This is a genomic window from Bacillus sp. SDLI1, assembly GCF_001553895.1.
GTDB lineage: Bacteria > Bacillota > Bacilli > Bacillales > Bacillaceae > Bacillus > Bacillus siamensis.
Window position 1 is genome coordinate 3,778,044 of record NZ_CP013950.1, and the last position, 20,597, is coordinate 3,798,640.

Sequence of the window (20,597 nt, forward strand, 5' to 3'; positions counted from 1 at the left end):
ATGAAAACATGACAGAAACCCGCCGAATGGACGCCGTGATCGAAGAGATTTCTGATTACGTGCTCCATCAGGAGATTGACAGTTCAGAAGCTTTCACTACGGCAGGACATGTGCTTCTTGATACGATAGGCTGCGGCATTTTGGCGCTCAGCTATCCCGAATGTACAAAGCTGCTCGGCCCGATTGTCCCGGGAACCACTGTGCCGAACGGCAGCAGGGTTCCGGGCACGCCTTTTGTATTAGACCCCGTCACGGCCGCCTTTAATATCGGATGCATCAACAGGTGGCTCGATTATAATGATACGTGGCTTGCGGCGGAATGGGGTCATCCGTCTGACAATCTCGGAGGCATATTGGCTTGTGCGGACTATATTTCCAGAGTGAGAATGTCTGAAGGGAAAGAACCGCTTACCGTACGCGATGTGCTTCGCGCAATGATCAAAGCGCACGAAATTCAAGGAATTCTCGCTTTAGAAAACAGTTTAAACAGAGTCGGACTTGACCATGTGCTCTTTGTGAAAGTGGCGACTGCGGCTGTTTGCGCCCACATGATGGGAGGCTCAAAAGCGGAAATCAATAACGCCGTATCTCACGCCTGGATTGATAATTCAAGCCTCAGAACGTACCGGCATGCGCCGAACACCGGATCGCGCAAATCATGGGCAGCCGGTGACGCGACGAGCAGAGGCGTGTATTTGGCCCTGGTGGCGCAAAAAGGTGAAATGGGGTACCCGACGGCGCTGACCGCACCGGTGTGGGGATTTCAAGACGTATTATTTAACCGGCAGGAAATAAAGCTTGCCCGCCCGCTTGGGTCCTATGTGATGGAGAATGTATTGTTTAAAGTATCCTATCCGGCTGAATTCCACGCCCAGACAGCGGCGGAATGCGCGGTCCGGCTCCATCCGCAGGTGAAAGACCGCATCGGGGAAATCGACAGGATCACGATTATGACGCATGAATCAGCAATCCGGATTATCGATAAAAAAGGGCCGCTTCACAATCCGGCAGACCGGGATCATTGCCTGCAGTACATTACGGCAATCGGGCTTCTTTTCGGAGATATAAAGGCAGATCATTATGAAGAGGAAACGGCGTCTGACCCGCGAATTGATACATTGCGGGGCAAAATGGAGGTGACGGAACACAAAGCGTACTCAAAGGATTACTTAGACCCGCATAAGCGATCCATCTCAAATGCCATACAGGTGCATTTCACAGACGGCACAGCTACGGAACGGATCGAATGTGAATACCCGCTCGGGCACCGGTTTCGCAGAAACGAAGCCGTACCGAATATTCTTGCCAAGTTTTCAGCAAACATCAGCACTCATTTTTCATTGAAGCAGCAGCGTAAAATAGAAGAAGCCTGCAGACATAGCGGACGGATGCAGCAGCTCAGCGTTATTGAATTTATGGACTTATTTCTCATATAAAATAGGAGGGTGGCAAACATGACGTGGATCGTCAGCAGGCAGTCGTCTCAAGAGGAGCTTGCAGAGCGGTTCCGTACGCTGATGACAGCGCCGGATATATTGCAGATCCCCGGCGCTCATGATGCGATGGCTGCTCTTATCGCCAAGAAAACGGGGTTTTCGGCTCTTTATTTATCAGGTGCGGCTTACACGGCGAGCAGGGGGCTGCCCGATTTAGGCATCATCACGTCGGCAGAAATGGCTGAACGGGTTAAAGATTTGGTACGCTCGTCTGATCTGCCCGTCCTAGTGGACATTGATACGGGTTTCGGAGGTATCCTGAATGCTGCCCGGACGGCGAAAGAAATGTATGAAGCGCGCGCAGCCGCCGTGCAGATGGAGGATCAGCGCCTGCCGAAAAAATGCGGGCATCTGAATGGGAAGCAGCTCGTGCCGATTGAAGAAATGGCGCAGAAAATCAAAGCGGTCAAGCAGGCCGCGCCGACTCTTCTCGTTGTTGCAAGGACAGACGCCAGACAGCAGGAAGGGCTGGAGGGCGCCATAAAAAGAGCGGACGCTTATATAAAAGCGGGGGCTGACGCTATTTTTCCGGAAGCGCTCCAATCAGAAAGCGAATTCAGAGCGTTTTCCAAACAAACCAGTGTGCCGGTTCTCGCAAATATGACCGAGTTCGGGAAAACGCCGTATTACAGTGCGGAAGAATTTTCCGATATGGGCTGTCACATGGTCATTTACCCGGTCACATCACTCAGAACGGCGGCAAAGGCTTTTGAGCGTATTTTCCGCCTTATAAAAGAAGAAGGCTCGCAAAAAGCGGGGCTTTCCGATATGCAGACGAGAAAAGAATTATATGAAACGATCGCTTATGATGACTATGAAGAACTGGATCAATCCATTGCCAAAACGATACTGCCGGACGACTGAAAAAGCCCTTTTTTACAAGGGCTTTTTTTACAGCTTTTTTTTCCTGAACCGCGGGCTGACTTGGTTGCGTTTCCGATCTCTGTACAGAATAAACCCGGCCAGAATATAAAGGCCGAATAAAAAAAACGCCAGTCCGGCAGCTCCCTGAAGAAAAAGGGACGGAAACGGGGCAAACACATGCCCGAATAATGCATCTCTCATCAGCTTAATGCCGAGCGCCGCGACAGCGCCGGGGAGGACGAGAATCAAAAGCGCAACAAGCCGGCTCATATTCAGAAAACCCCTTTACGATGTGATTTCCTTTATTGTCCAATCGAAAAAATATTTTGTCAAGAGATGAAAACATGGTAACATAGGGGTTGTGCAAATTATTGCAACGGAAAATACAGGTGTGCAAATTTTTTCATATAAAGGGGTATCGGGATGCAGAAGGTGCTGATTATAGGTGCTGGTAAAGGAGGCACGGCGCTCTTACAGATTTTGATGAAAACAAAGCTGATCCAAATTATTGCGGTGGTTGATCAAGATCCGGAGGCGCAAGGGCTGCAAGAAGCCCGGAAATATGGAATTGCAACCTCATCAGATTGGAAATCTTACATAACCGAAGATATAGATATCATCATCCATACAACGGGCGACAAAGCGGTCATGGATGAGCTGCTCCAACAGAAAAAAGAACAAACCATCGTCATGCCGGGAAAATTGGCGTACATGATGTTTCAGCTGATGGAGGAAAAACAGGAGCTTATTCAAATGCTGAAGTCCCAGACCTATAAGCATGACCGGATTTTTAATTCAACGCACGACGGCATGATTTTTATAGACGTCAATGAAACGATCATTTTATTTAATCAGATGGCTGAAAAAATGGTCGGTCAAAAACGGGAAGATGTCATCGGCCGCCAAATTAAAGACGTAGTGCCGAACACAAAACTGCCGCGGATTTTGGAAACGAGAGAGCCGGAGTATAACCAGAAGCAGCTCCTCGGAAAGCACCTTCAGATTGTCACGACAAGACTGCCGATCATTGATGAAGGCGGGAAGCTTCTCGGGGCGTTATGCGTGTTTAAAGACATCACGGACGCGGTTGAGCTGGCAGAAGAGGTCACGAACTTAAAACAAATCCGCACTATGCTTGAAGCGATTATTCAATCGTCAGACGAAGCCATTTCCGTCGTTGATGAAAACGGCATCGGAATGTTAATCAACAAAGCGTATACAAAAATGACCGGGCTGGCAGAAAGCGAAGTCATCGGAAAACCCGCCTCCACCGATATTTCGGAAGGGGAAAGCATGCATCTGAAAGTATTGGGGACAAGGCGGCCCGTACGGGGGGTAAGGATGAAAGTCGGCCCCAATAAAAAGGATGTCATTGTGAATGTTGCCCCCGTTATTGTCGACGGTATTTTAAAAGGCAGCGTCGGCGTCATTCACGATGTGTCAGAAATTAAAACGCTGACGGCTGAATTGAACCGGGCGCGCCAGATCATCCGCACGCTTGAAGCGAAATACACGTTTGATGACATTATCGGCACGAGTGAACAAATGCTGGTCGCCCTTGAACAGGCGAAGCTCGGGGCGAAAACGCCGGCGACGATTCTGCTGCGGGGAGAATCCGGCACCGGAAAAGAACTTTTCGCCCACGCCATCCATAATGAAAGCGACCGAAAATACAATAAATTCATCAGGGTCAATTGTGCGGCCCTGTCTGAATCACTGCTTGAATCCGAGCTTTTCGGCTATGAGGAAGGCGCGTTTACGGGCGCGAGGCGCGGGGGCAAAAAAGGGCTTTTTGAAGAAGCGAATAACGGCAGCATTTTCTTAGATGAAATCGGGGAGCTGACCCAAAGCACCCAGGCAAAGCTGCTCAGGGTTCTGCAGGAAAAAGAAATTATCAGAGTCGGCGGCGCTAAAGCGATTTCTGTCAATGTCAGAATTATCGCAGCGACAAATGTCAATATCGAAAAAGCCATGGCGGAAGGGACGTTCCGGGAAGACCTGTATTACCGGATTAACCGCTATCCGATCTCCATCCCGCCGCTTCGGCAGCGTAAAGAAGATATAGAAGCGCTGAGCATTAGGCTCATTGAAAAAATCAATCAGGATTACGGACGCAACGTAAAGGGACTCTCGCCCAACGCGCTGCGTGCTTTATCAGCCTACAGCTGGCCTGGAAACGTACGAGAGCTTGAAAATGTGCTCGGCCGGGCGATGATCTTTTTAGAGCCGAACATGGAGCGGATCGAACAGCAGCATCTGCCTGTTTTTGAAACAGAGCTGAATGAAAAAAACGGCGCCCAGAGTGATTTTCCGGATGTGGAAGGAGAAAAACTCTCTCAAGCCGTTGAAAAATTTGAAGCACATGTCATTCAAAAAACACTTGAAAAGCACAAATTCAACCGAACCAAAACGGCAAAAGCGCTTGGTGTCAGCATTCGGAATCTGTACTACAAAATGGACAAGTACGGCCTTGCAAATGACGGCATGCAATAAATTGCAGAAAAAGCGCAACCAGCTGCATGTTTTCTTAAAAAAAGGCCGTAATAACCCTCCTGCATATTTGGCACGGAACTTGCATTGATAAAAGCGGATTCGCACAAGGAAGGTGGTACAAAATGAAGCTGAGAGACCTAGTTGAAAAAGCCGCGGCAAAAAACGCAAAAACCATTGCAGTGGCCCACGCAGCAGATAAAGAAGTGATCCAAGCTGTCAAAATGGCGGCAGAACATTTATCGGCACGATTTTTACTGACGGGTGACAGTGAAAAGCTGAAAGAACTCCTGGCAAACGAGCCGAAGTTTAATGCTGAAATCGTCCACGCCGATTCACCCGAAGAATCTGCTGCAAAAGCAGTGCGAGCAGTGCGTGAACAAGAGGCTGATATTTTAATGAAAGGGAATCTGCCGAGCTCAACTCTTCTGAAATCAGTGTTAAACCGACAGGAAGGGCTGCGTTCAAAGAAGGTGTTATCACATGTAGCCGTTTTTGAGGTGCCGGACTATGACCGGCTGATGTATGTAACGGATTCGGCGCTGAACATTGCCCCGTCTCTTGAAGAGCTTCGGCATATTCTGCAAAATGCGGTTCATGTCGCGCATTCAGTAGGGAACCCTATGCCGAAAGCTGCAGTCCTTGCCGCAATTGAAACGGTTAACCCGAAAATGGAGGCGACGCTGAATGCCGCTGCAATCGTCCAAATGTGCAATAGAGGACAGATTACGGGCTGCATTGCGGACGGACCGCTCGCTTTGGATAATGCCGTATCCCAAGCGGCCGCGCTCCAAAAAGGAATTTCCGGAAGCGTTGCGGGCCAGGCGGATATTCTCTTGGTTCCTTCAATTGAGGCCGGAAATATGCTTTATAAGTCAATGATTTATTTTGCGAAAGCAAATGTTGCTGCCGTCATCGCCGGTGCGAAGGCGCCGATTGCATTAACGAGCAGAGCGGATACCGCAGAAAATAAACTGTATTCAATTGCGCTTGCGATTTGCGCATCACAAGAACAGTAGGAGGAACGAACCTATGGAAATTTTTAAATATATGGAGACTTATGATTACGAACAATTGGTATTCTGCCAAGATGAACAATCTGGATTAAAAGCGATCATCGCGATTCATGATACGACGCTCGGTCCTGCACTCGGCGGAACAAGAATGTGGACATATGACAGTGAAGAAGCTGCGATTGAAGATGCATTAAGACTCGCAAAAGGCATGACTTATAAAAATGCGGCTGCCGGGCTAAACCTGGGCGGCGGGAAAACCGTTATTATCGGGGACCCGCGCAAGGATAAGAATGAAGAAATGTTCCGCGCATTCGGCCGGTACATCCAAGGCTTAAACGGAAGATATATTACGGCGGAAGACGTCGGCACCACCGTTGAAGATATGGATATTATTCATGATGAAACAGACTATGTAACAGGGATTTCTCCTGCATTCGGTTCCTCAGGAAATCCGTCTCCGGTTACGGCGTACGGCGTATACAAAGGGATGAAAGCTGCCGCTAAAGCGGCGTTCGGCACTGATTCACTGGAAGGAAAAACAATTGCCGTGCAAGGCGTGGGAAATGTGGCTTACAATCTTTGCCGCCACCTTCACGAAGAAGGTGCTTCTCTAATCGTGACGGATATCAATAAAGAATCTGTTAAACGTGCCGTTGAGGACTTTGGCGCCCGTGCAGTCGATCCGGACGACATTTACTCACAGGCGTGCGATATTTATGCTCCGTGTGCTCTCGGTGCCGTCATTAACGATGACACGATTACACAGCTGAAGGCGAAAGTCATTGCGGGAGCGGCCAATAACCAGCTGAAAGAAACACGTCACGGCGATACCATTCATGAGATGGGAATCGTATACGCACCGGATTATGTCATCAATGCCGGCGGCGTCATCAATGTAGCAGATGAGCTTTACGGCTACAATGCAGAGCGGGCTTTGAAAAAGGTTGAAGGCATCTATGCAAACATTGAACGGGTGCTCGATATTTCCGCGCGTGACGGCATTCCGACATATTTAGCGGCTGACCGTCTTGCTGAGGAACGAATTGAGCGCATGCGCCGTTCAAGAAGCCAGTTTTTGCAAAACGGCCAAAGCATATTAAGCAGACGGTAGGAATTTGATCTGGAGGTATGAAAATGTTCGAACAGGAAAAACGCATTCTCATTCTGAATCCAGGCTCAACATCAACGAAAATCGGCGTCTTTCACAATGAACGCTGTATATTTGAAAAGACGCTGCGGCACCCCGAAGAAGAGCTGAAAACATTTAACAGCATTATCGACCAATACGAATTTCGAAAAATAAGCATACTTGAGTCTCTTCACGAACAGGGCATCAACATTTCAAAGTTTGATGCCGTTTGCGCCAGAGGCGGCCTGCTCAGACCGATTGAGGGCGGCACATATGAAGTGAATGACGCCATGATCACTGATTTGAAAAACGGCTACAACGGCCAGCATGCTTCCAATCTGGGCGGAATTATTGCCAGGGAAATTGCTGACGGACTAAATATCCCGGCATATATCGTCGATCCGGTCGTAGTGGATGAGATGACTCCGCTCGCTAAAGTATCAGGAATGCCTGAAATCAAGCGGAAAAGCATTTTTCATGCTTTAAACCAAAAAGCCGTTGCCCGTCAGGCGGCGGCGTCCCTCGGCAAGCGGTATGAACAGATGAAGATGATCGTCACCCACATGGGCGGCGGCATCACAGTCGGCGTTCATGACTGCGGAAGGGTGACGGATGTCAACAACGGGCTTCACGGTGAAGGACCTTTAAGTCCGGAACGTGCGGGAACCGTTCCGGCCGGAGATCTGGTGGAAATGTGTTTTTCCGGCAAATATTCAAAAGCCGATATGATGAAAAAACTTGTCGGCACCGGCGGACTGTCCGGCTACCTGGGAACAACGGACGCGTTGAAAGTGGAAAAACGAATTCAGGACGGAGATGAGCATGCAAGGCTCATTTATGATGCCATGGCTTATCAAGTAGCAAAAGAAATCGGGGCGGCAAGCGCCGTTTTAAAAGGAAAAGTAGACATTATCGTCCTGACGGGCGGTTTAGCGTACGGGAAACGTTTCGTATCCGCCATCAGATCGTACATAGATTGGATTTCGGATGTACTGGTGTACCCGGGAGAAAATGAACTGCAATCTCTCGCGCAAGGCGCGCTTCGGGTTTTAGCCGGTGAGGAGCAGGCAAAACAATATCAGATCGGCGAAGGAGTGAAAACAGATGGCGACTGAGTATGATGTGGTCATTCTGGGCGGCGGAACAGGCGGTTATGTCGCCGCCATCAGAGCGGCCCAGCTCGGCTTAAAAACGGCCGTTGTAGAAAAAGAAAAACTCGGCGGAACATGCCTGCATAAAGGATGTATTCCGAGTAAAGCGCTGTTAAGAAGCGCGGAAGTGTATCGGACCGCAAAGGAAGCGGCATCGTTCGGCATTGAAACGGAAGGTGTCTCCCTCCGTTTTGACAGTGTGCAAAAACGAAAGCAGGGAATCGTTGACCGGCTGGCCGGCGGTGTCGCCCACCTGATGAAAAAGGGGAAGATTGATGTATTCAACGGGTACGGACGTATGCTCGGCCCTTCCATCTTCTCACCTCTTCCAGGTACAGTTTCCGTTGAATACGCAAATGGCGAAGAAAACGACATGCTGATACCGAAACAATTGATTATCGCAACCGGTTCGAGACCGAAAATGCTGCCGGGTTTAGAAGCTGACGGTACATATATTCTGACGTCAGATGAAGCGCTTGAGCTTGAACGTCTGCCCCAATCTATGATGATCGTCGGCGGCGGTGTCATCGGTATTGAATGGGCATCCATGCTGAACGATTTCGGCGTCGATATCACTGTGATCGAATATGCGGACCGCATTTTGCCGACTGAGGACCGTGATATTTCAAGCGAAATGGAAAAACTGTTAACGAAAAAAGGGATTAAGATCGTGACGGGTGCGAAAGTGCTTCCGGATACATTGAAAAAAGCGGACGGTGTTTCAATTGACGCTGAAAAGAATGGAAAAAGCGAAACGTATTATGCAGAAAAAATGCTTGTTTCCATCGGCCGCCAGCCGAACATTGAAGGAATCGGCCTTGAAAACACGGACATTGTAACGGAAAACGGTTCTGTCGTCGTAAATGAAGCCGGACAGACGAAGGAATCGCATATTTATGCGATCGGTGATGTTGTCGGCGGACTGCAGCTTGCACATGTGGCATCCCGTGAAGGCATCATTGCCGTTGAACATATGGCGGGTCTTAATCCGGCGCCTCTTGATGCCGCTCTTGTGCCAAAATGCATTTATTCAAATCCGGAAGCGGCGAGTGTCGGTTTGACAGAAGAAGAAGCCGAACGCAAAGGACACGAACTTAAGATCGGAAAGTTTCCGTTCATGGCGATCGGAAAAGCGCTTGTTTACGGGGAAAGCGACGGCTTTGTCAAAATCGTCGCCGACCGGAACACAGATGATATTCTCGGCGTTCATATGATCGGTCCGCACGTCACCGATATGATCTCTGAAGCGGGGCTTGCCAAGGTGCTCGATGCGACGCCGTGGGAAATCGGCCAGTCCATACACCCGCACCCGTCGCTTTCAGAGGCGATTGGAGAAGCTGCACTAGCCGCAGACGGAAACGCGATTCATTTTTAAAAGGAAAGAAGGAGGGGTTTGAATGACTACAAACCGCCATCAAGCATTAGGGCTTTCTGACGCGGAAGCCGTTGAAATGTATAGAACCATGCTGTTAGCCAGAAAAATCGACGAAAGAATGTGGCTGTTAAACCGCTCGGGCAAAATTCCGTTCGTTATTTCATGTCAAGGGCAGGAAGCGGCACAAGTAGGCGCGGCCTATGCTTTAAACCGCGATACCGACTATGTGCTTCCTTACTACAGAGATATGGGGGTAGTGCTTGCATTCGGTATGACTGCAAAGGATTTGATGATGTCCGGTTTTGCGAAAGCGGCTGACCCGAACTCAGGCGGAAGGCAGATGCCGGGACACTTCGGTCAAAAGAAAAACAGAATCGTAACGGGCTCCTCTCCTGTTACGACGCAGGTCCCTCACGCAGTCGGGATCGCGCTTGCGGGACGCATGGATAAAAAGGATATCGTTTCTTTCGTGACCTTTGGAGAAGGCTCTTCCAATCAGGGAGATTTTCACGAAGGGGCGAACTTCGCCGCCGTGCATAAATTGCCGGTCATTTTCATGTGTGAAAACAATAAGTATGCCATTTCTGTCCCGTATGACAAACAGGTGGCCTGCGAGAATATCTCCGACCGGGCGGTAGGCTACGGTATGCCGGGCGTCACTGTTGACGGAAACGATCTGCTGGAAGTTTATCGAGTCGTGAAAGAAGCGCGCGAACGTGCGTCTAAAGGCGAAGGCCCTACATTAATCGAAACGGTTTCCTACCGTTTGACGCCGCATTCGAGTGACGACGACGACAGCAGCTACAGAGAACGCAAAGAAGTAGAAGAAGCAAAGAAACAAGATCCGCTTCTTATATACAAAACATACCTTCAAGAAGCCGGGCTTCTTAGTGAAGAAGAAGAAAAGACCATGCTGGATGACATCATGGCTATCGTAAACGAAGCGACAGACGAAGCGGAGAAAGCGCCATATGCATCTCCTGAATCAACGCTTGATCACGTTTATGCGAAGTAGGGAGGAATACTTATGTCTGTAATGTCTTATATTGACAGTATTAATGCAGCAATGAAAGAAGAAATGGAAAGAGATCCGCGTGTTTTTGTTCTCGGGGAAGACGTCGGGAGAAAAGGCGGCGTGTTTAAAGCCACGGCAGGTCTCTATGAGCAGTTCGGAGAAGAGCGGGTGATGGATACGCCGCTTGCGGAATCAGCGATTGCCGGCGTCGGTATCGGCGCCGCCATGTACGGCATGCGTCCGATCGCGGAGATGCAGTTTGCCGATTTCATTCTTCCTGCGGTCAACCAAATCATTTCAGAAGCGGCAAAAATCCGCTACCGTTCAAACAATGATTGGAGCTGTCCGATGGTCATCAGAGCGCCTTATGGCGGCGGCGTGCACGGGGCGTTGTATCATTCCCAATCTGTGGAGGCTATCTTTGCCAACCAGCCGGGCCTTAAAATTGTCATGCCTTCAACTCCTTATGATGCAAAAGGGCTGTTAAAAGCTGCTGTCCGTGACGAAGACCCCGTACTGTTTTTCGAGCATAAGCGGGCGTACCGCCTGATTAAAGGCGAAGTCCCTGCTGACGATTACGTCCTTCCGATCGGAAAGGCGGATATAAAACGCGAAGGCAGCGACATTACTGTCATTACGTACGGTTTATGCGTCCATTTCGCTCTGCAGGCTGCCGAGCGTCTTGAAAAAGACGGAATTTCCGCGCACATATTAGATTTGCGTACGGTCTATCCGTTAGATAAAGAAGCCATCATTGAAGCCGCATCTAAAACGGGTAAAGTATTGCTGATCACAGAAGATACGAAAGAAGGCGGCATTATGAGTGAAGTCGCCGCCATTATTTCTGAGAACTGCTTATTTGATTTAGACGCACCGATCAAGCGGCTTGCGGGTCCTGACGTTCCGGCGATGCCTTATGCGCCGGCAATGGAAAAATACTTCATGATGAATCCTGACAAAGCAGAAGCCGCGATGAGAGAATTAGCGGAGTTTTAAAGACGTAAGGAGGTTTTTGACATGGCGATTGAACAAATGGCTATGCCTCAGCTCGGAGAGAGCGTGACGGAAGGGACGATCAGCAAATGGCTGGTATCCCCGGGTGATCAAGTGAATAAATATGACCCCATCGCGGAGGTCATGACAGATAAAGTGAATGCGGAGGTGCCGTCTTCTTTTACCGGTACGATTACAGAACTAGTAGGGGAAGAAGGGCAGACTCTTGCAGTAGGCGAGATCATCTGCAAAATTGAAACAGAAGAAACGGCAGCCGAAGAGGCGCCGAAGCGGGAAGAAGTGCAAAATACCCCTGCAGACACCGATTCAAACCGTGCAGGTAAAGATCAGTCAAATAAAGCGCGATATTCGCCGGCTGTGCTCAGATTAGCGGGAGAACACGGCATTCAGCTTGAAGAAGTTGAAGGAACGGGTGCAGGCGGAAGAATTACGCGAAAAGACATTCAAAAGATCATTGATTCGGGAATGCAGCAGAAGACGGAAGCATCGGCACCGGCTGCCGTCCAAACAACACAACAAGCACCCAAACAGCAGCAAAAACAAGCGCCGGCACCAGCTCTGTCAGCCGGTGATATTGAAATTCCGGTTACAGGCGTCAGAAAAGCCATCGCAGCCAATATGCATAAAAGCAAAACAGAAATTCCGCATGCCTGGACGATGATGGAAGTCGACGTCACGAACATGACGGCGTACAGAAACAGCATGAAAGACTCGTTTAAACAAAAAGAAGGCTTCAATTTAACATTCTTCGCTTTCTTTGTTAAAGCGGCGGCGCAGGCTCTTAAAGAGTTCCCGCAAATGAACAGCATGTGGGCGGGGGACAAAATCGTCCAAAAGAAAGACATCAACATCTCCATTGCCGTTGCCACAGAAGATTCGCTGTTTGTTCCGGTTATTAAGCATGCTGATGAAAAAACGATTAAAGGCATAGCCAGAGAAATAACGGATCTTGCGAAAAAAGTGAGAGACGGAAGACTTGCCGCTGATGATATGCAGGGCGGCACCTTTACCGTCAATAACACGGGATCTTTCGGCTCGGTTCAGTCTATGGGCATTATCAATCATCCGCAGGCAGCCATTCTTCAGGTAGAATCAATCGTCAAACGTCCGGTTGTCATGAATAACGGGATGATTGCCGTGCGTGATATGGTTAATCTTTGCCTGTCTTTAGATCACAGAGTGCTTGACGGGCTCGTATGCGGCCGTTTCCTCGGACGCGTCAAAGAGATCTTAGAAAACATTGACGAAAATACTTCAGTCTATTAAAAAAACTCCTTTTGCCCTGGCGGCAAAGGGAGTTTTTTCAGTTTCATTCTGAATCTTCGGGAACGAGCATAGTGAGATGATGTTTTTTCACTTCGATCGTGCAAGGCGCCTTTCCATATACCTCGCCGTCCGTATCCGCGTCCATCTCACGTCCGGTTTCGATTTCAATCCTGGAAGCCTGAATATACGAAAGCTCTCCTTTAAAATCATCAAATGAACCCTGCTCCATCGTCATCAGCTCCCGCAAAGCGGCAAGGCTTGTGCTGCGGCAGATTAACACATCGGCTAACCCGTCCTGAAGGCTGGCATCAGGCAGGGGAACTCTGTTTGTCCCGATAAAATGCCCGTTCATGACAAGCACCATAACGGCTTCGTCTTCTTTCACCTCACCGTCGATCGTCAATCTGACGGGAAAAGGGTTCGCGCTTGTCATCGTCCTTAAGGCGCTCGTGAAATAGCTGATTTTCCCGAGCAATGCTTTTTCTTTTTCATTAATATGGCTCGATGCTTCAGTGATCAGCCCGATCCCCCAGAAGTTCAAAAAATAGCCGTCATCCGATTTACAGACGTCTATCATTCGTTTATGCCCGGCTGCGAGCGCTTCAGCGGCTTTTTGAAGATTTTGCGGGATGCCGAGCGCCCGTGAGAAATCGTTGCACGTTCCCCCCGGCAAAATGCCGACAGCGGGTCTGTGATCAAGCTTGCTGATACTGTTGATGCATTGATGCACTGTGCCGTCTCCGCCTAAAATGTATAAATGGTCAACCGAGCTGTCGAGATTTTCACAAAACTGACTGGCATCATCCTGATGTTTGGTCGGTTTAATCAAAAGCTCGTCAGCTGACTGGGCCAAAATGGGGACGACCGTGCCGAGGGTTTTATCAATCTGTTTTTGACCGGCGTTTCCGTTATAAATTAATACTGCTTTCCGTTGGCTCATACGACTGCTCCTTTATTTCAGACAATCTCTTTAACAAGTTTCCCGTTTTTAAAAGGTCATAAACTTACATCGAAAACATAAAAGGGACAAAAATCAATCGGAGATGAGCGGTGTCATTTGCCGATAGGGCAGGTTCCTTGCTATCATAAGAGAAGATGATCAAAAAGGAGAGGTCCCAGTTGAATATGGATTTTAATTTATTTATGAATGATGTCGTGCGTCAAGCCCGTCAGGAAATTACAGCCGCCGGGTATACGGAGCTGAAAACCGCTGAGGAAGTGGACGAAGCGCTTTCGAAAAAAGGAACGACACTTGTTATGGTCAATTCTGTCTGCGGATGCGCAGGCGGAATTGCAAGACCTGCGGCGTACCATTCCGTACATTATGATAAACGCCCGGATCAGCTTGTGACGGTTTTTGCCGGACAGGACAAAGAAGCGACAGCAAAAGCGAGAGAGTACTTTGAAGGCTACCCGCCGTCCTCTCCGTCCTTTGCGATTTTAAAAGACGGGAAAATCATGAAAATGGTGGAACGCCATGAAATTGAAGGGCATGAGCCTATGGCCGTCGTCACAAAACTGCAGGAAGCCTTTGAAGAATATTGTGAAGAAGTATAAGTAAAAAGGAAAACCCCGGAGCCGAGCGCTTGCGGGGTTTTTTTATATGGTGTTTGTATAAATATAAATATTTATGCACCGGCAATCAGCTGTCACTCATTCGAAAAACAATGACTATAATAAATAAAGAAAGGGAATTATATTTTTTGAAAATAGTATTGCATAACTAGTAAAAAGTGTTTAAAATACAGATTAACGAATAAATATTCAAGTTTAAGAGATAAGCAGATATGGGGGAAAATAATCATGAAGAAATGGCTGTTGGTATTGACTGCCGCATGTATCACCTTTGCGCTGTCCGCCTGCGGGTCAGGCAATTCAGGCTCAGAAGGCGGAAAGAACAAACTGATTATGGGTACATCGGCTGATTATAAACCGTTTGAATATAAAGACGGCGATCAGATCGTCGGATTTGACGTTGATCTGGCAAAAGCTCTGGGCAAAAAGACTGGCTATGACGTTGAGGTGCAGGACATGGACTTCAACAGTCTGATTACATCGCTGAAGTCTAAGCAGGTTGATATGATTTTATCAGGAATGACACCTACGCCGGAACGGAAAAAGCAAGTAGATTTCTCAGATATTTATTATACTGCTAACAATATGATCGTTACGAAAAAGGGAAGCAGCATTAAATCTCTGAATGATCTGAAAGGCAAAACCGTCGGTGTTCAGCTCGGCTCCATTCAAGAAGAAAAAGGCAAGAAGCTTGCTTCAAAATACGGTTTTCAGCTCGAAGACCGCAACCGCATTTCAGACTTAACGGAAGAGATTAAATCCGGCCGTTTTGATGCCGCAATTATCGAAGACATCGTGGCACAGGGCTATTTCAGTTCAAATCATGATCTGCAGGGATTTGTCTCAGCAGATGCGAAATCAGACGAATCGGGCTCCGCGATTGCGTTCCGCAAAGACAGTGATCTGACAGCGAAGTTTAACAAAGCGCTGAAAGAAATGGAGAAAAACGGAGAAATCGAAAAACTGAAGAAAAAATGGTTCACCAACGAGAAATAAAAGAAAGCTCAACTTTTCGTTGAGCTTTTTATCTTGAATATAGGTAAAGGAGATCACACGTATGAATTTGGATTTCTCAGCGACAATACCCCAAATTCCTTTTATATTGGAAGGCCTTGCCGTCACATTAAAAATTGTGCTCGTTTCAGCGGTCATCGGCCTTGTATTAGGCATCATTCTCAGTCTGTTTAAAATCAGCACGATCAGTCCGCTGAAATGGATTGCGGATTTTTATACTTCAATTTTTCGCGGCACGCCGCTCGTGCTGCAGCTGATGATCATTTATTTCGGTATGCCGCAGCTTCTCGGCTTTCAGATCGACCAATTTTGGGCGGCGGTCACCGCCTTATCGCTCAATTCTGCCGCTTACGTCTCTGAAATTATCAGAGCGGGAATCAACGCGATTGACAAAGGACAAAAAGAGGCTGCCGTCGCTCTCGGCGTGCCTTACGGAAAAATGATGAAAGATCTGCTGCTGCCGCAGGCGTTCAAAAACATTTCTCCGGCCATTATTAACGAATTAATCACTTTGACGAAAGAATCGGCGATCGTCACGGTTATCGGTCTCGGCGATATCATGAGACGGGCCTACCAGTCCGGCGCCGCAACATACAACTATTTAGAGCCTCTTATTGTGGCGGGCTTAATCTATTACGTGCTCGTTTTGATCTTAGCATTCATCGGAAAAGGCGTAGAAAGGAAGCTGAAAGCCAATGATTAAGGTCGACAACCTTTCAAAATCATTCGGGAAACACGAAGTATTGAAAAACATTTCAACACAGATCCAAGAAGGTGAAGTCGTCGCCGTCATCGGGCCTTCCGGCTCGGGCAAATCAACGTTTCTGCGCTGCTTAAATCTGCTGGAAACCCCGAGCGGCGGAACGATTGCCATTAAGGAAAAAGAAATCACCGCCGCTAAAACGAATAAACTGAAAGTGCGGGAAAATATCGGTATGGTATTTCAGCATTTTCATCTGTTTCCTCATAAAACGGTGCTTGATAATATCACATATGCACTGGTCAGTGTGAAGAAAGAGTCCAAAAAGGCGGCGGAAGAAAAGGCGTGCGCGCTCCTCGAAAAAGTCGGGCTGCTTGAAAAACGGAAGGACTATCCGAACCGCTTGTCAGGCGGGCAGAAGCAGCGTGTCGCCATCGCGCGGGCGCTTGCCATGAATCCTGACATCATGCTGTTTGATGAACCGACTTCAGCCCTTGACCCGGAAATGGTCAAAGAAGTCCTTGAGGTGATGAAAGAGCTCGCGCAGACAGGCATGACGATGGTGATCGTCACGCACGAAATGGGATTTGCCAAGGAAGTCGCAGACCGCGTATTATTCATGGATGAAGGCACAATAGTGGAAGACGGGCCGCCGGATGAATTTTTTCTTTCTCCGAAGTCAAAAAGAGCACAGGACTTTTTAGAAAAAATATTATAAAATATAACTGTAAGAAAAGAAGAAGAATGCTCTTCTTCTTTTTTTTGAGAACGAAACAAACAGAATGGAGCAAGCAATGTTTAAAATCGGTTACCGCACACTAAAGACCGCACTTGGAACGGCGCTGGCCATTTATTTAGCCCAGCTGTTGCATCTGCAAAACTTCGCATCCGCAGGAATCATCACCATATTGTGCATCCAAATTACGCAAAAGCGGTCGCTTCAGGCCTCGTGGGCCCGATTTGCCGCCTGTTTATTGGCGATCGTCTTTTCATATGTCTTTTTCGGACTGATCGGCTATTATCCGTTTGTGATCGGAATATTGCTCGTGCTGTTCATTCCGACTACAGTCGTTTTAAAAATAAACGAGGGGATCGTCACCAGCTCAGTTATCATTCTTCATTTATATATGTCCGGCGGCATTACGCCGGCGTTTATCTGGAATGAGTTCCAGCTGATCACCGTAGGTATCGGCGTCGCGCTGTTAATGAATCTGTATATGCCGAGCCTCGACAGAAAACTTGCGGCGTACCGGAAAAAAATCGAGGACAACTTTGCCGTCATCTTCGCCGAAATCGAACGGTATTTGTTAACAGGTGAGCAAGATTGGACGGGGAAAGAAATACCGGAGACGCATCAGATGATTCAAGAGGCGAAAAACCTCGCGTACCGTGACGTGCAGAATCATATTTTGCGCCATGAAAATCTCTACTATCATTATTTTAAAATGAGACAGAAACAATTTGAAATTATCGAAAGGCTGCTGCCGAAGATTACCTCTGTTTCAATAACGGTGGAGCAGGGAAAAATGATTGCCCATTTTATCCATGAATTAAGGGAAGCCATTCATCCCGGCAATACCGCCCATAAATTTTTAAAAAGACTGGCGGAAATGAGAACGGAATTTGAAGAAATGCCGCTCCCGGCAACACGCGAGGAATTTGAAGCGCGGGCGGCTTTATTCCACCTGCTCGGTGAGATGGAACAATATCTCGTGATTAAAAGTTATTTCAAAGGCATCAAGCTGTAAAAAACATATGAATCATCGCATGAGTCCTCCTTTCATTGGTCATTCTAATGAAAAAAGGAGGGGAGCCCATGCGATTTTTTTTATTGTCAGCAATCCTGCTGCTGTCTCCGCTTTGGCCGCTTGGCGCGAATCCTTTGCCGGGTGACCCTTACATTATCGTCAATAAAACCACAAATGCGCTTGCGGTTGTGAAGGATAATCGAATAGAAGGCATTTATCAGGTGGCGACGGGAAAAACAGATGATCTGACGCCTGAAGGAGAATTTACGGTAACGGTCAAGGCTGTAAATCCGTATTACCGGAAGAAAAATGTAGAGGGAGGCGCGCCGGAAAATCCGCTCGGCGTCCGCTGGATCGGTTTTGATGCGAAAGGAACCGACGGCAGGATATACGGCATTCACGGGACAAACAGAGAAGAGCTGATCGGAGGGTTTGTATCAAATGGCTGCATCCGCATGAAAAACCGGGATGTCATCCATATTTTTCGGATTATCCCTCCCGGAACGAAAGTATTGATTACAAAAGAAAACCGCTCATTTGAGGACATTGCAAAAGAGCGGAAAGCCCTCATAAAAAAGCAGGAAACCCCCGTGCAATGAGGCGCCCGCTTTTTTATCGCAAATACATCATAATGCCTGAGAGGACTGTTGACAGTATAAATACGCCTAAAATGACGATGACAGCGCTTTTCATGAATTTCTGAGACATCGTTTCACTCCTTAAGATTACTGTCTATCATTTTAACGTGTTTTGCTTGTATGAACAAGCCATATCCTATGACAGAAAGCAGGTGGCCGCGCAATGAAAAAACTTGATCATATTGGTATTGCCGTCAGCTCTATTGATGCCGCAAGAGGATTTTATGAACGGATGCTGGGGCTTACGTATATAGGAGACGAGCTGGTAAACGGCCAAAATGTGAAAGTTGCTTTTTTAGAAGCGGGAAGCACAAAACTTGAGCTGATTGAGCCGCTGTCCGAAGCATCTCCCGTCAGCTCCTTTTTACAGAAAAGAGGCGAAGGGCTGCATCATTTGGCGTTCCGGTGCGCCGATCTTAAGGAAACGATCAAGGAGCTTGAATCAAGCCGCATGACTTTGACCAATCATGAACCGCAAAGCGGAGCGGGCGGGAAGAAGATCGCATTTCTCTCCCCGAAAGAGGCGAACGGGGTTTTGATTGAGCTTTGTGAAACAATTGAAAAAGGAGAAACTGGAAGATGAGCATGAGTGACCATATCAGACACTTAAACGAAAGACGTTCCTTTTTTACAAACGGCGGCGGTGCGGAAAGAAATGAAAAACAGCACAAAAAAGGCAAGCTGACGGCAAGAGAAAGAATTGCCTATTTATTGGATGAAGACAGTTTTTCAGAGCTTCAGCCGTTTGCCAAAAGCCGCATGCCCGAATGCCAACATGCTCCGGGAGACGGCGTCGTTACCGGATACGGCACAATTGACGGACGGCCCGTGTATTTATTTGCTCATGACTTTACCGTTCTCGGCGGGACGCTCGGTGAGACACATGCCGAAAAAATCGCTGCAGTGATGGATCTGGCGGCTAAAAATAAAACCCCGATCATCGGACTGAACGACTCAGGTGGTGCGAGAATTCAAGAGGGTGTGGTATCATTAAATGGCTACGGTCATATTTTTAGGCGGAACGTCCTTTACTCGGGAGTGATTCCGCAAATTTCTGTTATCCTCGGGCCATGTGCCGGCGGTGCTGTTTATTCACCCGCTCTGACGGATTTTGTGATTATGGCGGAACAGACGTCGCACATGTTTATTACAGGTCCTAAAGTCATTGAACAGGTGACGGGTGAACAGATTGACGCGGAAAGTTTAGGCGGTGCGGGAATACATAATGTGATAAGCGGAAATGCCCACTATTCCGCACGAACGGAAAAAGAGGCTCTTTCCGCGGTGAAAACCTTGCTTTCTTATCTCCCGCACGGCAGTCAGACGGCATTGCCCGTTAAAAAGGAAGACGCCAGACCGTTATTAAACACCCTCGTTCCCGCGGACAGTTCGAAACCTTACGATGTGTTACAGGTGATAAAAGAACTGGCGGATGACGGAACGTTTTTTGACATTCAGCCGTATTTTGCTAAAAACATTGCTGTCGGTTTTCTGAAGCTCGGACGTCGCACGGTCGGTTTTGTCGCAAACCAGCCGAAACATTTGGCGGGGAGCCTCACGATTGATGCCGCTGACAAAGCGTCGAGATTCATCCGTTTTTGCGACGCATTTCATATTCCGCTGTTAACGATCGCTGATGTTCCCGGATTTCTGCCGGGCCTTCAGCAGGAGCATGCGGGAATCATCCGTCACGGAGCAAAATTGCTGTATGCTTTTGCCGAAGCGGCGGTGCCGAAAGTGACGCTCATCATCAGAAAAGCTTACGGAGGCGCTTATGTCGCCATGAATTCGAAAGGGCTCGGAGCTGATCTTGTATTTGCCTGGCCCAATGCGGAAATTGCCGTGATGGGAGCAGAAGGCGCGGCATCGATTTTATACCGCAGAGACATACAGGCTTCTGACGATCCGGAAAAAACGAAGCGCGAAAAAAAAGCCATATATGAAAAGGAAAACGCCGGTCCGTATAAAGCGGCTGCCTGCGGTATGGTGGATGACATCATCCGGCCGGAAGACTCGAGGAAAAAATTGATACAGGCATTTGACATGCTTGCGCATAAGGAAGAGGAAAGACCGAAAAAAAAGCACGGTAATATACCGCTTTAAACG

General features: G+C 48.1%; 20 protein-coding genes and 1 pseudogene. 18 read left to right on the forward strand and 3 right to left on the reverse strand.

The window, feature by feature from the left end; genetic code table 11:
- The first annotated feature begins 8 nt into the window (after positions 1–8).
- Together AUL54_RS18625 and prpB are read left to right on the forward strand one after the other, a co-directional pair.
- Positions 9–1,436, forward strand: a complete 1,428-nt coding sequence (locus AUL54_RS18625) for a bifunctional 2-methylcitrate dehydratase/aconitate hydratase (protein ID WP_060964802.1) — start codon at positions 9–11, stop codon at positions 1,434–1,436.
- Positions 1,437–1,454: 18 nt separating this feature from the next.
- Complete coding sequence (gene prpB / locus AUL54_RS18630; RefSeq protein ID WP_060964803.1) at positions 1,455–2,360, forward strand: methylisocitrate lyase; 906 nt, start codon at positions 1,455–1,457, stop codon at positions 2,358–2,360.
- A gap of 27 nt (positions 2,361–2,387) precedes the next feature.
- On the opposite strand, the gene AUL54_RS18635 is transcribed toward prpB, so the two are convergent.
- Positions 2,388–2,630, reverse strand: coding sequence for a DUF2627 domain-containing protein (locus tag AUL54_RS18635; RefSeq protein WP_016939026.1), 243 nt, complete (start codon positions 2,628–2,630; stop codon positions 2,388–2,390).
- 153 nt (positions 2,631–2,783) lie between these two features.
- Between AUL54_RS18635 and AUL54_RS18640 the strand changes: the two genes are divergently transcribed.
- The 8 genes from AUL54_RS18640 to AUL54_RS18675 all read left to right on the forward strand — a co-directional run bounded on the left by AUL54_RS18640 (position 2,784) and on the right by AUL54_RS18675 (position 12,816).
- The gene (locus AUL54_RS18640; protein WP_060964804.1) at positions 2,784–4,853 is read left to right on the forward strand and encodes a sigma-54 interaction domain-containing protein; all 2,070 of its coding nucleotides are present in this window, start codon (positions 2,784–2,786) and stop codon (positions 4,851–4,853) included.
- Positions 4,854–4,975: 122 nt separating this feature from the next.
- Positions 4,976–5,869: a phosphate butyryltransferase gene (gene yqiS / locus AUL54_RS18645; RefSeq protein WP_060964805.1), complete on the forward strand. Its 894-nt coding sequence runs from the start codon at positions 4,976–4,978 to the stop codon at positions 5,867–5,869.
- A gap of 13 nt (positions 5,870–5,882) precedes the next feature.
- Positions 5,883–6,977: a branched-chain amino acid dehydrogenase gene (gene bcd, locus AUL54_RS18650; protein WP_060964806.1), complete on the forward strand. Its 1,095-nt coding sequence runs from the start codon at positions 5,883–5,885 to the stop codon at positions 6,975–6,977.
- 17 nt (positions 6,978–6,994) lie between these two features.
- Positions 6,995–8,110 (forward strand): butyrate kinase, encoded by a 1,116-nt coding sequence (gene buk, locus AUL54_RS18655; protein WP_101605447.1) that lies wholly within the window; start codon positions 6,995–6,997, stop codon positions 8,108–8,110.
- Complete coding sequence (gene lpdA, locus AUL54_RS18660) at positions 8,100–9,521, forward strand: dihydrolipoyl dehydrogenase (RefSeq protein ID WP_060964808.1); 1,422 nt, start codon at positions 8,100–8,102, stop codon at positions 9,519–9,521. The genes buk and lpdA overlap by 11 nt, the downstream gene beginning before the upstream one ends.
- Positions 9,522–9,543: 22 nt before the next feature.
- Positions 9,544–10,536: a thiamine pyrophosphate-dependent dehydrogenase E1 component subunit alpha gene (locus AUL54_RS18665; RefSeq protein ID WP_060964809.1), complete on the forward strand. Its 993-nt coding sequence runs from the start codon at positions 9,544–9,546 to the stop codon at positions 10,534–10,536.
- Between the two features lie 12 nt (positions 10,537–10,548).
- Positions 10,549–11,532, forward strand: a complete 984-nt coding sequence (bfmBAB, locus tag AUL54_RS18670; RefSeq protein ID WP_060964810.1) for a 3-methyl-2-oxobutanoate dehydrogenase subunit beta — start codon at positions 10,549–10,551, stop codon at positions 11,530–11,532.
- Between the two features lie 21 nt (positions 11,533–11,553).
- A complete protein-coding gene (locus AUL54_RS18675) occupies positions 11,554–12,816 on the forward strand; it encodes a dihydrolipoamide acetyltransferase family protein (RefSeq protein ID WP_060964811.1) in 1,263 nt (420 codons plus the stop codon).
- Positions 12,817–12,859: 43 nt separating this feature from the next.
- Here the strand turns inward: AUL54_RS18675 and AUL54_RS18680 are convergent, their stop codons facing one another.
- Complete coding sequence (locus AUL54_RS18680) at positions 12,860–13,756, reverse strand: YegS/Rv2252/BmrU family lipid kinase (RefSeq protein WP_060964812.1); 897 nt, start codon at positions 13,754–13,756, stop codon at positions 12,860–12,862.
- Between the two features lie 179 nt (positions 13,757–13,935).
- Between AUL54_RS18680 and brxB the strand changes: the two genes are divergently transcribed.
- The 6 genes from brxB (at position 13,936) to AUL54_RS18710 (ending at position 18,452) form a co-directional block, all read left to right on the forward strand.
- A complete protein-coding gene (gene brxB / locus AUL54_RS18685) occupies positions 13,936–14,373 on the forward strand; it encodes a bacilliredoxin BrxB (RefSeq protein WP_003153223.1) in 438 nt (145 codons plus the stop codon).
- Between the two features lie 246 nt (positions 14,374–14,619).
- Positions 14,620–15,387, forward strand: coding sequence for an arginine ABC transporter substrate-binding protein ArtP (locus AUL54_RS18690; protein ID WP_016939035.1), 768 nt, complete (start codon positions 14,620–14,622; stop codon positions 15,385–15,387).
- A gap of 61 nt (positions 15,388–15,448) precedes the next feature.
- Positions 15,449–16,108: an arginine ABC transporter permease ArtQ gene (locus tag AUL54_RS18695; RefSeq protein ID WP_016939036.1), complete on the forward strand. Its 660-nt coding sequence runs from the start codon at positions 15,449–15,451 to the stop codon at positions 16,106–16,108.
- A complete protein-coding gene (locus AUL54_RS18700) occupies positions 16,101–16,823 on the forward strand; it encodes an arginine ABC transporter ATP-binding protein ArtM (protein ID WP_060964813.1) in 723 nt (240 codons plus the stop codon). The genes AUL54_RS18695 and AUL54_RS18700 overlap by 8 nt, the downstream gene beginning before the upstream one ends.
- Positions 16,824–16,899: 76 nt before the next feature.
- Positions 16,900–17,853 carry an aromatic acid exporter family protein gene (locus AUL54_RS18705; protein WP_016939038.1) on the forward strand — a complete coding sequence of 318 codons (954 nt, stop codon included), beginning with the start codon at positions 16,900–16,902 and terminating at the stop codon, positions 17,851–17,853.
- Positions 17,854–17,921: 68 nt separating this feature from the next.
- On the forward strand, positions 17,922–18,452 hold the full coding sequence (locus AUL54_RS18710) for a L,D-transpeptidase (RefSeq protein WP_047475667.1): 531 nt from the start codon (positions 17,922–17,924) through the stop codon (positions 18,450–18,452).
- Positions 18,453–18,465: 13 nt separating this feature from the next.
- Here the strand turns inward: AUL54_RS18710 and prli42 are convergent, their stop codons facing one another.
- Entirely contained in the window at positions 18,466–18,561 is a 96-nt protein-coding gene (gene prli42 / locus AUL54_RS21365) for a stressosome-associated protein Prli42 (protein WP_016939040.1), read from the reverse strand.
- A 93-nt stretch (positions 18,562–18,654) separates the two neighbouring features.
- Here prli42 and mce point away from each other — a divergent pair.
- Together mce and AUL54_RS18720 are read left to right on the forward strand one after the other, a co-directional pair.
- A pseudogene (gene mce, locus AUL54_RS18715) lies at positions 18,655–19,084 on the forward strand (methylmalonyl-CoA epimerase).
- Positions 19,077–20,594, forward strand: coding sequence for an acyl-CoA carboxylase subunit beta (locus AUL54_RS18720; RefSeq protein ID WP_101605604.1), 1,518 nt, complete (start codon positions 19,077–19,079; stop codon positions 20,592–20,594). Before mce ends, AUL54_RS18720 begins: the two are co-directional and overlap by 8 nt.
- Positions 20,595–20,597: the final 3 nt, after the last annotated feature.